Annotated in this window: 13 protein-coding genes and 1 riboswitch; of the genes, 10 read left to right on the forward strand and 3 right to left on the reverse strand. The window is 46.7% G+C overall.

Annotated elements, in window-relative coordinates:
* The first annotated feature begins 103 nt into the window (after nucleotides 1-103).
* Nucleotides 104-293, forward strand: a riboswitch (Lysine riboswitch).
* Nucleotides 294-384: 91 nt separating this feature from the next.
* The 5 genes from dapD to HP401_RS12890 all read left to right on the forward strand — a co-directional run bounded on the left by dapD (nucleotide 385) and on the right by HP401_RS12890 (nucleotide 4,806).
* Complete coding sequence (gene dapD / locus HP401_RS12870) at nucleotides 385-1,095, forward strand: 2,3,4,5-tetrahydropyridine-2,6-dicarboxylate N-acetyltransferase (RefSeq protein WP_007723196.1); 711 nt, start codon at nucleotides 385-387, stop codon at nucleotides 1,093-1,095.
* A 14-nt stretch (nucleotides 1,096-1,109) separates the two neighbouring features.
* Nucleotides 1,110-2,324 carry an aspartate aminotransferase family protein gene (locus tag HP401_RS12875; protein WP_173605269.1) on the forward strand — a complete coding sequence of 405 codons (1,215 nt, stop codon included), beginning with the start codon at nucleotides 1,110-1,112 and terminating at the stop codon, nucleotides 2,322-2,324.
* Between the two features lie 3 nt (nucleotides 2,325-2,327).
* The gene (locus tag HP401_RS12880) at nucleotides 2,328-3,461 is read left to right on the forward strand and encodes an N-acetyldiaminopimelate deacetylase (RefSeq protein ID WP_173605270.1); all 1,134 of its coding nucleotides are present in this window, start codon (nucleotides 2,328-2,330) and stop codon (nucleotides 3,459-3,461) included.
* Between the two features lie 274 nt (nucleotides 3,462-3,735).
* Complete coding sequence (locus HP401_RS12885; RefSeq protein WP_173605271.1) at nucleotides 3,736-4,335, forward strand: hypothetical protein; 600 nt, start codon at nucleotides 3,736-3,738, stop codon at nucleotides 4,333-4,335.
* A 108-nt stretch (nucleotides 4,336-4,443) separates the two neighbouring features.
* On the forward strand, nucleotides 4,444-4,806 hold the full coding sequence (locus tag HP401_RS12890; RefSeq protein WP_007723202.1) for a DUF4912 domain-containing protein: 363 nt from the start codon (nucleotides 4,444-4,446) through the stop codon (nucleotides 4,804-4,806).
* Between the two features lie 113 nt (nucleotides 4,807-4,919).
* Here the strand turns inward: HP401_RS12890 and HP401_RS12895 are convergent, their stop codons facing one another.
* Both HP401_RS12895 and HP401_RS12900 read right to left on the reverse strand, forming a co-directional pair.
* On the reverse strand, nucleotides 4,920-5,558 hold the full coding sequence (locus HP401_RS12895; RefSeq protein ID WP_173605272.1) for a glycoside hydrolase family 73 protein: 639 nt from the start codon (nucleotides 5,556-5,558) through the stop codon (nucleotides 4,920-4,922).
* A gap of 109 nt (nucleotides 5,559-5,667) precedes the next feature.
* Nucleotides 5,668-6,096, reverse strand: a complete 429-nt coding sequence (locus HP401_RS12900) for a DUF1885 family protein (RefSeq protein ID WP_016740671.1) — start codon at nucleotides 6,094-6,096, stop codon at nucleotides 5,668-5,670.
* 180 nt (nucleotides 6,097-6,276) lie between these two features.
* Here HP401_RS12900 and HP401_RS12905 point away from each other — a divergent pair, with 180 nt between their 5' ends.
* The 5 genes from HP401_RS12905 to HP401_RS12925 all read left to right on the forward strand — a co-directional run bounded on the left by HP401_RS12905 (nucleotide 6,277) and on the right by HP401_RS12925 (nucleotide 10,365).
* Nucleotides 6,277-6,825 (forward strand): MarR family winged helix-turn-helix transcriptional regulator, encoded by a 549-nt coding sequence (locus tag HP401_RS12905; protein WP_007723208.1) that lies wholly within the window; start codon nucleotides 6,277-6,279, stop codon nucleotides 6,823-6,825.
* A 78-nt stretch (nucleotides 6,826-6,903) separates the two neighbouring features.
* The gene (locus HP401_RS12910) at nucleotides 6,904-7,203 is read left to right on the forward strand and encodes a DUF3055 domain-containing protein (RefSeq protein WP_015892160.1); all 300 of its coding nucleotides are present in this window, start codon (nucleotides 6,904-6,906) and stop codon (nucleotides 7,201-7,203) included.
* Between the two features lie 109 nt (nucleotides 7,204-7,312).
* Complete coding sequence (locus tag HP401_RS12915; RefSeq protein ID WP_173605273.1) at nucleotides 7,313-8,110, forward strand: alpha/beta hydrolase; 798 nt, start codon at nucleotides 7,313-7,315, stop codon at nucleotides 8,108-8,110.
* Between the two features lie 118 nt (nucleotides 8,111-8,228).
* Nucleotides 8,229-8,354, forward strand: a complete 126-nt coding sequence (locus HP401_RS12920; RefSeq protein ID WP_015892158.1) for a GapA-binding peptide SR1P — start codon at nucleotides 8,229-8,231, stop codon at nucleotides 8,352-8,354.
* 106 nt (nucleotides 8,355-8,460) lie between these two features.
* Nucleotides 8,461-10,365 (forward strand): TolB-like translocation protein, encoded by a 1,905-nt coding sequence (locus HP401_RS12925; protein ID WP_173605274.1) that lies wholly within the window; start codon nucleotides 8,461-8,463, stop codon nucleotides 10,363-10,365.
* Between the two features lie 69 nt (nucleotides 10,366-10,434).
* On the opposite strand, the gene HP401_RS12930 is transcribed toward HP401_RS12925, so the two are convergent.
* Nucleotides 10,435-12,372 (reverse strand): beta/alpha barrel domain-containing protein, encoded by a 1,938-nt coding sequence (locus HP401_RS12930; RefSeq protein ID WP_173605275.1) that lies wholly within the window; start codon nucleotides 12,370-12,372, stop codon nucleotides 10,435-10,437.
* Between the last annotated feature and the right edge of the window lie 75 nt (nucleotides 12,373-12,447).

Here is a 12,447-nt window from a genome sequence, read left to right on the forward strand (position 1 = left end):
CTCACAAATAAAATTAATGAAAATGAGAATCGTTGTCAATAACTTTTTTCATCTTGCCACGTTTCATTGATTTTGGTAGAGTTAAATAAAATTAATATAATGTACACTAAATAGAGGTGCGCCGAAGAAGAGTAAGCCTTTTCGCAATCTGCCAGGGGGCAGGAGAAGGAAGAAAGGCTAAAGCGCCGAAGCTTTTGCTATGCCCCTACGTAGCACAGGCTGGGGTGTTTCATGAAAAATGAACATCCTGTCACAAGGGACCTTACATCTTTTTGTGGAGCGCTATTTATGATTTGCTTACGTAGTATCAAAAGCAATGAGATAGCGAATGCACTCATTGCTTTTTTTGTTTTACCATGCTGTTATTTTGAGGAGGATGTAACAATGAACATGATGGATGCTAACGAAATTATCGCGTTTATTCAAAAAAGCGAAAAGAAAACACCTGTGAAGGTATATGTGAAAGGGAACCTGGAGGGAATCGACTTTGGTGCGAGCTCTAAAGCCTTCATTACTGGTCCGACTGGTGTTGTTTTTGGTGAGTGGAAAGAGATTGAGCCAGTACTCGCTGCTAACGCAGACAAAATTGAAGATTATGTAGTAGAAAGCGATCGTCGCAACTCCGCTATTCCATTGCTGGATACAAAAGGGATTCAAGCGCGTATTGAGCCAGGCGCAATTATCCGTGACCAAGTGACAATCGGTAACAATGCGGTCATCATGATGGGTGCTTCCATTAACATCGGTGCAGTGATCGGTGAAGGTACGATGATTGATATGAATGTTGTAGTAGGTGGACGCGGAACCATCGGGAAAAACTGCCACATCGGCGCTGGATCGGTTATCGCAGGCGTTATCGAGCCGCCGTCTGCACAGCCAGTTGTTGTCGAGGATGATGTTGTCATCGGAGCAAATGCTGTCATTCTGGAAGGTGTACGCGTAGGAAAAGGTGCTGTTGTTGCAGCAGGTGCTGTCGTCATTGAAGATGTACCTCCATACGTAGTAGTGGCGGGAACACCTGCACGTGTGATCAAGCAAATCGATGAAAAAACTCGTTCCAAGACAGAGATCAAGCAGGAGCTACGTCAGCTGTAAGGGAGAGAGTGCACATGGACTGGCGTTCGCTCGATGAACAATATATCGTCTCCTCTTATAAAAGAATTCCGATTGCCATAGAGAAAGGCGAAGGAAATTACTTGTACGATACGAATGGGAAGAGTTATCTCGACTTGTTTACTGGACTCGCGGTAAACGTTTTGGGGCATTCTCATCCGCGCATTGTACAGGCTCTGCGTGAGCAGGGAGAGCGCTTCTTGCATATTTCCAATGTATTTTTAAACAAGCCGGCTATTCGATTAGCGGAGCGTTTGGTTGCAAACAGCATCAGCGGTAAGGTGTTTTTCACCAACTCTGGTGCGGAGGCCACAGAGTCTGCGATCAAGCTGATTCACAAATGGACGAAAAACGAGGGAGCAGGTCGTGAAGGCATCGTTGTTTTACGCAACAGCTTTCACGGGCGAACACTTGGAGCAGTACGTCTGACGAGGCAGGCTCACGTCTATCAAGACTTTCCTCAGCCAGCTTTTCCTGTTTATGAACTGGATGTGGAGGACACGGCAGGATTGCGAGCGATTTGCCAGGAGGCAAGACCCGCTGCGGTCCTTATGGAGCCAGTCTTGGGTTCCGGCGGTGTCGTGCCACTAACAGAAGCGTTCTTGCGAGAGGTAGCTGCCATCTGTGAACAAGAAGGCATGCTCTTTGTCATGGACGAAATCCAGACAGGAATGGGCAGAACAGGAAAGCTGTTTGCTTATGAGCATGCAGGCGTAGCGCCAGATCTCATCCTATTCGCCAAAGGCATAGGGGGAGGGCTACCTCTCGGCGGTGTCATCGCTGGTCCAAAGCTGATGAACCAGTTCAAACCGGGGGATCACGGAACGACATTCGCACCATCGCCATTGTCTGCTGCCCTGGGGAATGTCGTGTTGGACGAATTGCTTAATCCAGCCTTCATCGCTCATGTAGAAGAAGTGATTGCGTACCTGTGGTCGGGCTTGGAAGCGTTGCGAACGCGTCTTCCAGATCAACTGCAATCCCTTCGCGGAAAAGGCTTGATGGTTGGAATTCCGCTCTCTTCCACCCCGGAAGAGGTAAGCCACTTGCAGCAAGCATTGCTTGACGAAGGAATCCTTGTAGACGTGACCCAGAAAACGATTGTTCGTCTGCTTCCGCCACTGACGTTGACAAAAGCCGATGTCGACCGTTTCCTTGCTGTGTTTGAAGAGCAATTAACAGCAAGAACAGGTACGAAAAAGGAGGCGTAGAACATGACGACTTCCTTGTTTACACAAATTCGCCGAGATTTGCACCAAATACCGGAGCCAGGCTTCGCTGAAGTGAAGACGCAGCAATACTTGCTCGATTATTTGAAAAAGCTGCCTCAGGAGCGAATCGAGATCAAAACGTGGCGGACAGGCATTTTGGTCAAGCTGGCAGGAACAAAGCCAAAACGACTAATTGCCTGGCGGACGGATATGGATGGCCTACCGATCGTAGAGGAAACGTCCTATCCGTTTCGATCGCTTCATGAAGGGTATATGCATGCTTGCGGCCATGACATGCATATGGCAATCGCTCTTGGCCTCCTGACGCATTTTACTGAGCATTCGATCGCAGATGATTTGCTGTTCCTCTTCCAGCCGGCAGAAGAAGGCCCTGGCGGTGCTTGGCCGATGATGGAAAGTGAAGAGTTTGCAGAGTGGCGACCGGACTGCATTTTTGCCCTGCATATCGCGCCAGAATACCCAGTTGGTCAAATTGCGACAAAGCCAGGAATTTTGTTTGCCAACACTTCTGAGTTGTACATTGATCTAGTCGGCAAAGGGGGGCATGCAGCCTTCCCTCATAAGGCGAATGACATGGTGGTTGCAGGAAGCCATCTGGTGACACAGCTTCAATCGATTATTTCGCGCAATATCGATCCATTGGATTCTGCCGTCGTAACGATTGGCAAGCTGGAGAGCGGGACGAAGCAAAACATCATCGCGGAGAAGTCCAGGCTAGAAGGGACGATCCGAACCTTTTCGATGGAATCGATGGCACTTGTCAAGAGCCGCATTGAATCTCTCGTAAAGGGAGTGGAAATTGGCTTTGATTGTCAGGCAACGATTGACTATGGTGTTGGCTACTGCCAGGTTTACAACGAGGAGCAGCTAACGACAGACTTCATGCAATGGGTACAGGAGCAATGTGATGATGTAACTCTCATCGCCTGCAAGGAAGCCATGACCGGAGAAGATTTCGGGTACTTTTTGAAAGAAATCCCCGGCTTTTTATTCTGGCTGGGTGTGCAAACGCCATACGGCTTGCACCATTCCAAAATTGAGCCCAATGAAGACGCGATCGAGGTTGCTATTCGACTGGTCTCCCGGTATTTTACTTGGCTTTCGCAACAGGAGTAGCAGGTGTCAGGAGTAAAAAAAAGAGTGGCTAGATAGCCGCTCTTTTTGCTGTGTCATTCCCAGCTGTATTTTGGTCAAGAGTAAGAAGTAGTTACTAACATCTCTGTGTATAAGTCTTTCTTCCTAAGGTTTTTGTGCTTGTGGATATTGTGGATATTGTTGAAAAAACTTATCAGGGCAGCACAACTATTTCCTTTTCCAAACGTATAAACTAGGGAGAAGAAATTCCGGAAAAACAAGCGCTGCCGCGCACACATACAGGAGGATTATTGACATGAAAAAAGCATGGTTATCGGCCTTGTTGGCGTTGACTGTAGCAGCAGGGGTGGGGAGCACTACTGCGCTGGGAGAAGGTGCGATGCGCGTATTTTTCGGTGCGGAAACTGTAGCGAGTGAAATGCCAGCATCCAAGGCTGAATCGGTAGAATCAATAGTGAACAAGCTCGGTGGTTTCGTCGATTACGATCAGCAATCTGGCAAATTGCAAGTGATTAAGCCAAACGTAAATATTATTGTGGTCGAAGGGATTCAGCAGACCCGCAATAAAAATGTCGTTTTCAGCAACCCTGTCAAAGGATACAGCGATAAAAATGTCCCTCGTACGTTTAACGTTTTCGTAGAGGTTGATGACGCGCCTATCGCCAAAGACTTGCGCATGCAGCTCGTGTTGGTCGGACCGGACGGCAAAGAAGTGTCTAAAGGGAAAGAGTGGAAATACTCCACACAGAATGCAAACAGTTTTTATTTTTCTGAGCCTTTTGTATCTACGAAACTCGAAGCATACGGCACTTATAAAGTACAAGTTCAAATGAAATCCGAGAAATTCACTTCTTTTGTAACCGTCGGTGAAAATACATTTACAGTTGGACGCTAAAAATTATGGCTTGGATGCGTTTCCACTTTACATGTCCCCGTGCTATAATATACGGAAAAGCCAATATACTTGGTAATAGCAAGTAAAAGAAAGGAACGATGGGAGCGAATGGAGACAAATCCCCCGCGATCGTCCACGGATGTAGAAGGCCCGAGTATACGCATTGCCTGGAAAGATGAGCAGTCCATTCAGGCAGAGTGGAGCATGACGAAGGAGTTCGAGCAAGAAATAGAGCGAAAGTTTGCTATTCCATTTGCTGAACTGCCTTTTGTCCTACGCCTTTTTGATGTGACGTACCGCAAAGAGATCCGAAATGATGGCACTGACCTTTACACTGATTTTGATATCAACCACCGTTCTTCCGAATGGATTTTGTACGGAGTGACGCAAGGATTGGAATATTGCGTCGATCTGGGAATTCGGATGGTGGACGGAAGGTTTTATTCGCTGTCCAGGTCTCAAATGATTTGATCAACGTGCTCAAGCAACGTTACGACTGAGGCAACTGCATTTTTATACGAAACAGCCCCATTACCCACAAGATTTGTTTGTGGCAATGGGGCTTTTGATTTTTATTCATGGACTCATGGCTTCTCTCGCTGTTTGTCCAGCAGTCGCAGGGCAATTGCTAAAACAGCCCATACTGGCATCGGTTCATCTAGCTTATTTAGCCAATCGGGCGAGGTCAGCAAGCCCTCCCGTAACGCACGATTACCCAACTCCGATTTCCAGGGAGGAATCGATTGTGGCTCTTCCGGGCCGAATTGATCGTACTGGGTCAGGTTGTACGTCTGAATGAGGTGCGTCAGCTTTTCAGCGTACGCAGGATCGGTAGCGTAGCCGGCTTCCTCTAAAGCCTGTGCGGCTTGTGCGGGAGTCGTGGCTGCAAGCACGTTTTTGTAAGCGGGCTTGCGTAGAAACTGGGCATGGTCCTCCATGGATTGCTGATAATTTTCATAAGCACGGAACTGGGAAGTACGTGTAACCGTCTTTCCGTTTTCCACCTCTTTGCTTTCGATGGTGACAGAGCCAGCAGGTCCCGTTCCCTTTATTCCAAAGAGGTTGTACGAGGATGTCCCAGTGGCAGGGTCAACAGGTACTTTTTGACCCCAACCTGACTCGAGTACGGCTTGCGCTATTGTAATGGAGGGGAATATACGATGGTTCTGATAAGACTTTCTGGCGTGGTCAGCAATCAGCTGAAGAAATGCTTGGGAATCCATAAGCTCCCCCCTTTCCTCTCTTTGTTATTCGTATGAAAAAAAGAGGTCGGGGGGAATAGGCCTGAACATGAAAAACAGTCGATATGACTCGACTGTTTTCCGTTTTTCTTTATGGTTTTCGAGGTTGGAAATATTGAATGCGGTTGTTGAAGAGGTGAAGCTCTGCTTTATAATCACGTGCCAAGTATCGACAGTACTCATTCGCCTTGTTTTTGTCGCCATGTGTGGCTGATTCAGGGAGGGACACTTGTATGTAGTGCTTTTCGGAACCGTTTTCATTTTTGCTCCCGACTCCAACAACGATGGCTTTGTACATATTTGGGTCTTTTCCTTTGAGAAGGAACCACGCGTCCTTTCCTTCAGGGCGTTCTTCTAGGGTGTAAGGGAAAGCGGCGTCAGCATAGGTCCAGCCCAACTGCTTTCCAGTTTTTGTGGTCATGTCAACGTATCGCGTAAACTTGGCTTTCACGTCGTCAATACTTGCAGATGCTGCGGTAGAACCATCAACGAAATAGATGTAGGCCGATTGAAGTTTCACGACTGCACTCACTCCTAGTACCGGTATTCTGTGCGTTAAGTGTAGCATTGTCTTCCACTCTTTGGCAATGAGGCAGTTGGCGATCAAAAACAATTGCGTGTTTTTTCTGAAAAGTGTAAAATATATATCATATTTATATGCAGTTAGATGAACGATAAAGGATCATGGAGGAATATACGCATGCAGGAGGCCTCAATTAGACATGTATTCGAAGCTTTAAACACCATGCGCGCCATCGATGTGGTGAACAAAGAAGACTGGGAGCGAGCAGCGAAGGAAGCTGAATTGGATTCCTCCGTGCAGTTAAACATTCTCTGGATCATCTACTGTTATGAAGGTGTACGCGTCACGCAAATTGCAGATTGGACCTTCTGGCATCCCTCTTCGATTGTCATTCATATCAAGAAATTAATGGAGAAAGGCATGGTGACCATCGAAAAGTCGGAGTTGGATGGGCGTGTCGTTCACGTATACCCGACTGAAAAAGGAAAAGAAGTATTGGAAGCCAGTCGAAGAAGTGTACCAGATATTTTTAGATTGACGTATGCATTGGAGAAAATGGAGGAACGATACAGTACAGCAGTAGTTGAACTGTTCTTTGAATGTCTCTCCTTTGTAGCGCAATCGTTGCATGGTGCAGAAAAAGTAAGATGGATTCAAGAAGGCGAAGACAGGGTCATAAACCCGACACGCCTGGTAAATGATGCTGTTTGGGTGGCAAAAACGTGATTTTTCGCTTATACTAGTAAATAATCCGAATATTTCACGAAATTCGGAGGCCAAAATACTGTTGAGGAGGGATTGCTGATGGAGCACTACGACCACTTATACGACGTATCGGAGAATGCTAATGTACGTTTTCTCGGTTTTATTTCAGAGGGAACACGATACGACTTTGGCATGGTATTTACACACAAGTTTTATGGGAAGCCGTTGGTGATCTGTATGCAGACAGGGCAATCGACTCTTCTCAGTTCTGAAGATGCGGTGAATCCAGGATACCTGCAAAAAATTTTCAGGCTGGATTCGGAGAACGAGGCAGTCGCGCTTGCTGAGTTTTTTCAGGAGCATTTACCATCCATTCCATTTGAAGAAAATCAGTATTAGGTAACGAGCAGAAGTTTATCTTCTGCTCGTTTTGGTTTTTTTTGTAAAATACGATCCTCTGTTTTTTAGTATAATCGAAAGAAATCAAGCAGTAGGAGGAACAGGGAGAATGGGTGTACATAAATGGTCGGCCAATGATTCTCGGGGAGCCATTGTTCTCGTCCATGGAACGGGAGAGCATCATGGGCGCTATGAGCATGTAGCAGCTTACTTCAATCAGGCAGGCTGGGACGTATATGCGGAAGATTTGCCGGGATGGGGGCGCTCTCCTGGGAGGCGGGGGCATATTCAATCATTCGAAGACTATTTGTCCCGTGTACGTGAGTGGACGAGTACCGCTCTTGCCGATGCATCAGGGGAGAAGCCAGTATTTTTAATGGGGCATAGTCTGGGTGGTCTCATCGCGACTCGCTTTATTCAGACGGATGAGCGGAGCAATGAGTTGGCAGGGTTAATTCTCACATCTCCATGCATGAAGCTCAAATTGGCTGTACCGGCGTGGAAGGCGCAATTGGCACAATTTCTCGATCGGGTCTGGCCAACCCTTGTCATGCCGAATGGAATCACTCCCGATATGGTATCGCGTGACGAAGCTGTTCAGGCTGCTTATCGCAACGATCCGCTCAATTATTCCAAGGTAAGTGTCAGATGGTTCACGGAATTGAACCGATCTATGGAAAAGGCGTGGGAGGAAAGGAATCGAATCAAGCATCCTGTCCTTGTTTTGCAGGCTGGGGCTGATACATTGGTTGATGCGGATGCTGTGGAGCAGTTTACAGCCGGCCTTTCAGACAGACAAACCTTTGAGCGATTCGCAGGCTTGCGACACGAAATTTTGAATGAACCTGAAAAGGAAGAAGTTTTGCAAAAAATCGTGACCTGGTTGAATGATAATATTCCGTTGTAATGTGACATACTAATTATCGACGAATGCATCTTGACTCCGAACGTTGTAGCATATTAAGATGAATGTAACATAACATTTAAAGGAATATGTGAATCAATTGAATGCGGAGGGGACATAGATGGGAACTATCGTATGTCAGACTTGCGGAACCATCATCGAGCATTTTGAAAGTAACTCAGTGAAAACGCTTTATGCGGTGTGCAACTGTGACTGCCGACCTGGTGAAAGACAGGAAAAAGAATAAAAAATAGTCAACAGGCCTACGGTGAGGCCTGTTTTTTTTGACAACCTTTTCCGTATGGAGGATAATGGAGAAGAGTGAAAATCGTTGTAAAAGGAGGAATTGTTTCATGAAGCGAAAACCGATGCAGGGAATGCTGGCCGCTGCACTTTTGGTCACATCTCTGTGGAGCGGGACACCGGCGCTTGCCTACAGTATTGGTGATGAAGAAAAAATCGATGCGAGCAAGCCTGAGATTTCCGGAGCCGGTTATGACATTTCCAAAAAATATGCCGTGTGGATGGTTGAAGGGGAAGAAACCGTAACCCTTTACAATCTCGATAAAGGTACACAAACGCAAATTGGCGACAAGGAATCAGAAAAGACGAATCCCAAAGTCGATGGTGAGTATGTCGTATGGATCGACTCCCGTGATGGTGGTTCGGACGTCTACTTGTATGACATCGCGAAGCAAAAAGAAACCCGTTTGTCAGATGGGTCAGCAACTGTCGATGGTGTGGAGATCGGGGATAAAAACGTTGTCTGGACAGATAACGGGGATGTTTATCTGTACAAAATTTCTACAGGAGATACAGAGGTCGTATCTGCGAGTGGAAAAGCAAGCAACCCAGTAGTAAGTGATGCGTATGTCGCATGGGAAGATGAGCGAGATGGCAACAGCGATATTTACTATTACGATATCAAAGCCAAACAAGAAAAGGAAGCTGTCGTCCAAAAAGGCGATCAAGGGCGTCCTACTCTTTCCACAAATAAAATTTTGTATGAGAATCGCTCGTATAATCAAATCTACGTGCATACCATCAGCAATGGCAGAAACAAAGAATTGACGAACGGTTCAAGTGACAAAGAATTTGTACATACGTACAAAGATGATTATGTGTATGCGGAAGGTAATGATCTGATCTATCGTACCGTCGATAAATCGTCCAAAAAGAAGATTGACTCCAACCTTTCTGGAAATGTAGGACCGAAAATTTATGGTGACTACATTTTGTATGCCAAAAAGGACAGTAATAAACAGCTCCAGCTTCATCTGTATGATCTGGACGATAAAGAGCAAGTTCCGCTGGGTAATGTAGGTGGCGATCCTATTGATCCAGCTGGCCACGATCGTTATGTCGCGTATGTATCAAAGTCTAAGAATAACAATGCGATCGTTCTTTACGATATGGAAAAAGGAACGAGCAAAGCCATCAGTGGTTCAGGTCAAGATGCTGCTCGCCCTGTCGTAAGCTCTCGTTATGTTGTCTGGTATGATCAGAAGGAAGACGCGCTCTTCTCCTACGATATTCGTAAAGGCGTCCAAACGCAGATCACAAACGAAGATGATGATCAAAAGCCGAGTGAGAAGTTTTACGAAATCGACGGAGAACGTCTATTGTGGGTTAATGTCGATCGCAGAGCAGAAGTGATCATCACAAATCTGTCCACTGGAAAGCATACTGAGGTAACAAGGCTAAAAAGTGAACCGTTAAGTGTTGATATTTCTCAGGACTATGCAACCTGGGTAGTCGAAGAAGGCAAAAAGAATGCATCGATCATTCTCTACGATATCGAGGCAGATAGAGAAAGAGAAATTCGTAAAAACGTAAAAATAGACAAAGCAGCGATTGGCGATGATTTCGTGGTTTGGAGCGAAGATACTGGCAATTCCAAAGCAGGTTGGGATTTGTACTATTACAACATCGACCGTCAAAAAGTCAATCCGCTGCTACGCTATTCGGATGGCGACCAGAAAAATCCACAGGCTTCACGAAATATGATTTTGTTTGAAGACAATCGTCTGTCCGGAAAAGGCAAGCAGTTCTACTTTGAGCTATATGATTTCGAAGAGGGGTCATTTAGCGATATCGAGTGGGATGATGATGCGGAATTGAAAAGCCCGCGCATGGGGGGGAATCGCATTGTCTGGGTAGATGATCGCGACAAAACTCCTTACGTTTACACGTTGGCGTTCGCCTCGGGTGCTGACGATGACGACGAAGACGACGATGATGAAAAAGACGAGGACTGATTCTGAATAAATCGAGTCAGGCTCTCTGAGAGAAAAACAGACGAAAGGATTTCTTTCGTCTGTTTTCTTTTACGTCCGGCATAAATATGGCTTCAAAAGGACAAGTGCTATGAGAAATATAAGGACGGCCACATAAGCAGGCAAGAGATGAATAAAATCAACATAGCCAACGGTAAAATGTATGCTTATGCCAGAAACAAAGCCTGGAATGCCTGCTAAAAACAATGTCCACCAAATCCACCCTTCTCCTCGCCTGATCCCCCAAAGACTGATCAGCAAGACGGCTAGGCCATTCGAAACTAATGCCCCGCCAAAGCCAGCACGGTCATGAGCAATGACCGGAATTAATCGCTCGTTGTAAGACTGCAAGGTATCAGCAGACACACAGAGAAAGACGAGGTCGGAAGGAACGAAGACATCAGTGACGCCGATGATCGAAATGATGATACCAGCCCCTGTTAAACCAAATCCGATGATGACAAAGAGCAACTGTCCCCATAGTGCCATTCGCCAATCTCGATCATTGTGAAGCTGAGGAGGTAGGCGAGTCAAATGAACCTTCGCTGGTGTCCGTAATGCGAGCAAAAACATGGGGAACAATACGAGCGCTAAAATCGCGTGCAAGTAATCGAAGTACCCATATCCAATAAATAAAAAGATGCTGGAAAATCCAACGGCTCCGGAGACGAGCAAGATGGTCCGCGTCCAGTGAATATCTTTACGTAGGCCATGGTAAGCCAGTTGGCTATACAAAATTCCTATGGATATCATCGTTCCTGCCAGACTTACCCGATCGTGCGACATAAAAGAGAGGATTTGCGCATTTAAAAATGCAAGCTGGTCGGCTGACATCCCGAGAAAGCGTTCGTCGTAGGGGAGGACGACGGTTGTTGCGGCGACCAGCCAGGCAAGTGCCCCGCCGATCATCATGCCCAAGCCCAACAAGATGCCCCATACCCAAGAAGGAAATAAAAAAGCAGGTCGCTTTTCTTGTGGAGGGTTTGTGGCTGGTTGTGTTTGCAAGATGGCTTCATTAATTCGTTTTGGCAAGCCAGGTCCAGAATAGACCAAGCCACTGTGCAACTGCACAAAGTCGGCACCCGCTGCCAGAAAGGTCAGAGCATCTTGTGGCTCCAGAATCCCACCTGATCCAATGATAAGAGCATCTGACCACTGTTCCCGTGTCCAAGAGACAAAATTGACCGCTTGTTTGTGCGAACTCCTCCCTGTGGTGTAAACAGAGGTGTTCGCGCGTGATGAATCTTCCTGGATGATGCCTCCAGCGACAACTAGACCGTTGAGTCCTGCTTCTTTTGCCGAGATGAGAATCGGGAGTGCTTCCGTTTCTGAAAGGCTCGGAGGAATCGCCAGCAAGAGAGGTAGATCTGTTTGGCTGCGCAAACAGGAAAAATGTTCCTTCCACGCTGTATGGCTCCATTCTGGCTGTCCCAAATTCGCGCGCGTATCAATTGTGAAAAACGAACAGATGTGCTCCAATTTGCCGATCAGCTCCTGAAGCTCTTCTGTGGCTTCTCTCAGGCTGGTTTCTGGTTGGCAGGCCAATCTGACTCCGATCGGAATTTTGATGCCAGAAGACCCCGTCAGGCGCCTCAGAAGGTCATCTATACCATTATTTACCAAATGACCGAAATAGTGGATATTCATGGCGGTAATGTCACGGTGAACGGTGCGGTGAGAAACGATCGGATCTTTGGACACAGGTCCTAGCTCTAGAAACCCGAAGCCGAATTTGGACAGCGCCTGAATGGCGATGCATTCCGTGTCCAATCCTGCACCCAACCCGACTGGGGTAGGGAACGTGACTGCGCCCATTGTTTTGGAGAGCTGCGAGGGTGGCTCCATATGTCCCATCCATTCGATGATGGACGGACCACCCGGAATTTTGGCCAAAGTACCGATTGATTTCAAGGTAATCGATCTAGCCCTTTCGGGTGGCATGAGAAAGAGAAGTGGCCGAAATATCGTTTGATACGACCAGTCTGGCATGGCAGCATCGCTCACCTTTCCTGATTTTTCCCAATTTCATCTTATCTCAAAATGCTTGCATAAAAAATAAAAAAG

The sequence above is a fragment of the Brevibacillus sp. HB2.2 genome, from assembly GCF_013284275.1.
Lineage (GTDB): Bacteria > Bacillota > Bacilli > Brevibacillales > Brevibacillaceae > Brevibacillus > Brevibacillus brevis_D.

Coding starts and splice junctions, on each gene's coding strand:
- HP401_RS12910 (WP_015892160.1), top strand. CDS start 6,904: ATGGAGCACTACGACCACTTATACGACGTATCGGAGAATGCTAATGTA.
- HP401_RS12930 (WP_173605275.1), bottom strand. CDS start 12,372: ATGCCAGACTGGTCGTATCAAACGATATTTCGGCCACTTCTCTTTCTC.
- HP401_RS12890 (WP_007723202.1), top strand. CDS start 4,444: ATGGAGACAAATCCCCCGCGATCGTCCACGGATGTAGAAGGCCCGAGT.
- HP401_RS12920 (WP_015892158.1), top strand. CDS start 8,229: ATGGGAACTATCGTATGTCAGACTTGCGGAACCATCATCGAGCATTTT.
- dapD (WP_007723196.1), top strand. CDS start 385: ATGAACATGATGGATGCTAACGAAATTATCGCGTTTATTCAAAAAAGC.
- HP401_RS12905 (WP_007723208.1), top strand. CDS start 6,277: ATGCAGGAGGCCTCAATTAGACATGTATTCGAAGCTTTAAACACCATG.
- HP401_RS12925 (WP_173605274.1), top strand. CDS start 8,461: ATGAAGCGAAAACCGATGCAGGGAATGCTGGCCGCTGCACTTTTGGTC.
- HP401_RS12915 (WP_173605273.1), top strand. CDS start 7,313: ATGGGTGTACATAAATGGTCGGCCAATGATTCTCGGGGAGCCATTGTT.
- HP401_RS12880 (WP_173605270.1), top strand. CDS start 2,328: ATGACGACTTCCTTGTTTACACAAATTCGCCGAGATTTGCACCAAATA.
- HP401_RS12885 (WP_173605271.1), top strand. CDS start 3,736: ATGAAAAAAGCATGGTTATCGGCCTTGTTGGCGTTGACTGTAGCAGCA.
- HP401_RS12895 (WP_173605272.1), bottom strand. CDS start 5,558: ATGGATTCCCAAGCATTTCTTCAGCTGATTGCTGACCACGCCAGAAAG.
- HP401_RS12875 (WP_173605269.1), top strand. CDS start 1,110: ATGGACTGGCGTTCGCTCGATGAACAATATATCGTCTCCTCTTATAAA.